The organism is Phenylobacterium sp. CCH9-H3, assembly GCF_001557235.1.
Taxonomy (GTDB): domain Bacteria; phylum Pseudomonadota; class Alphaproteobacteria; order Caulobacterales; family Caulobacteraceae; genus Phenylobacterium.
Genome location: NZ_LSJI01000201.1, coordinates 1 through 1,688 on the forward strand (window position 1 = coordinate 1; position 1,688 = coordinate 1,688).

The window sequence follows — 1,688 nt, forward strand, 5'->3', positions numbered from 1 at the left end:
GCGCAGGCTCGGCGGCCGCACAGAATGCGCCGGTGTTCCCGACGTCCCTGGACCGGGGGCCGCTGCTGGCCTGGATGCAGCGCGAGACCGACATCCTGCCGGAGCGGGTGGTGGCGGTCACGCCACAGGCGCTGACCTCGGTGGTCTCCACGTTCCCGGCGGCGCCGGGTACGAGCCCGCGGGTGGTGATCCGCGCCGAGGCGATGAGCGCGGAAGCCTATGCCCATACCGGCGCCCTGTCGTGGCACGTCTCGCTGAACGCCGACTGCGAAAGCCGCAAGGTCCGGCTCGGCGAGACAACGGGCTATGCCGAGCGAAACCTGCTGGGCGAGCGCCGGATGCTGCGGGTCTCGGAACCCGACTGGCGGACGCCCGAACCGGGCACCGCGCTGGAGGCGGCATGGCGGGCGGCGTGTCAGAAGGACTTCAAGGGGCCCTTCCAGGCCGCCGCGGTGACGGTGGCCCAGGCGGACGCGCCGTCCGCGCCGCCCGCGCCGACGGCTGCGGCCAAGGACCCCGCGCCTCGGCCGGCGGCCAGACCTGCGCCGCCGCGGTCCCGGACAGGCATGGTGGTGCAGGTGGGCGCCACGACGTCAGAAGCGGAGGCGCGCGGCCTGCTGAACGCCTTGCAGGCGCGCCTTGGCGGCCGGCAGGCGTGGGTGGAGACGGCCAGTGTCGACGGCAAGCTGTGGCGGCGCGCCGTGGTGGGCGGGTTCGCCGATGGCGCCGAGGCCGCGCGCTTCTGCGCCGACCTCAAGGCCGAGGGGCGCGGCTGTTTCGTCAGGCCGTCCCGCCCGGGCTGAGTTGCGGCGCGCGCGCCGGGCGGTAAGGGGTCAGCCGCGTCCGCGGGTGAAGAACCGCACGGCCAGGACGATCAGGCAGCCCACGAAGAGGATGCCGGCGATGACCCGCGCGGCGTCCACCAGGAAACCGAGGACGGCGAGGCCGACCATGGCGGCGAGCAGGATGGCGATCCATTTTCCCATGAGCTCAACAATGGGCTGCGACCGCCTATGTTCCATGCGGAAGGACGCCCCTGGCGCGACGGGTTTCAAGTCACGAAATAAAAACCATGGCCTGTGCTATGGTGACGCACGATCCGGCCACGCGGGGACGCGGCTCGGGTTCTATCAGCCGTGAAATGGCCACAGCGACGCTGCTTGATGGGGGCAGCCGGGTTGAGGACGGAGCATGCTGGCAGGACTGAGACAGATCCTTGTGAGCCCGGCGACGGGCCTGATCGCGATCGCTGTGGCGATCGCGCTGGCCGTGATGCTCGGCATAACGTCCAATTCTTGGATGGCGGAGCGGGCGCGATATGAGGCGCGTATCGCCGAGCTGGCGCGCGCGTCCGAGAAGGCCGAGGCCGGCTTCCGGATGGAACTGGCGTCGTGCCAGGCCGCCAACCAGGCGCGTGAGGTCAAGACCGAAGCGGAGTTCGCGGCGCGCGGCCCCACGCCGGAAGGCGCGCGAAGGCTCCTGGAGCAGCAGCCGGAAGGCATCGACGCCTGCGCCCGGATGGAAAGCGCCGACCAGGCCGTCCTGTCCAACCTCAAGAAGTGAGTCGCATGAAGACGACGACCGTGGCGCTGATGGCGGCCGCCGTGGCCCTGGCCGGCTGCCAGAGCCTGCGCAAGGACAAGCCAAAACCCGTGGCGCCCGCCCCCGTGGTCGTGCCGGTCGTCCCC

Annotated in this window: 3 protein-coding genes; 2 read left to right on the forward strand and 1 reads right to left on the reverse strand. The window is 71.4% G+C overall.

All coding sequences use genetic code 11. The annotated features are described in order from the left end of the window. Nucleotides 1-803 (forward strand): SPOR domain-containing protein (locus tag AX721_RS17680; protein WP_231754736.1); only part of this gene is annotated, 803 nt, incomplete at its 5' end. 30 nt (nt 804-833) lie between these two features. Here the strand turns inward: AX721_RS17680 and AX721_RS27460 are convergent. Beyond that, nucleotides 834-986 (reverse strand): hypothetical protein, encoded by a 153-nt coding sequence (locus AX721_RS27460; protein WP_156467230.1) that lies wholly within the window; start codon nt 984-986, stop codon nt 834-836. A gap of 205 nt (nt 987-1,191) precedes the next feature. Here AX721_RS27460 and AX721_RS17685 point away from each other — a divergent pair, with 205 nt between their 5' ends. Continuing rightward, entirely contained in the window at nt 1,192-1,563 is a 372-nt protein-coding gene (locus AX721_RS17685) for a hypothetical protein (protein WP_068877302.1), read from the forward strand. The last annotated feature ends 125 nt before the right edge of the window (nt 1,564-1,688 follow it).

Coding starts and splice junctions, on each gene's coding strand:
- AX721_RS27460 (WP_156467230.1), bottom strand. CDS start 986: ATGGGAAAATGGATCGCCATCCTGCTCGCCGCCATGGTCGGCCTCGCC.
- AX721_RS17685 (WP_068877302.1), top strand. CDS start 1,192: ATGCTGGCAGGACTGAGACAGATCCTTGTGAGCCCGGCGACGGGCCTG.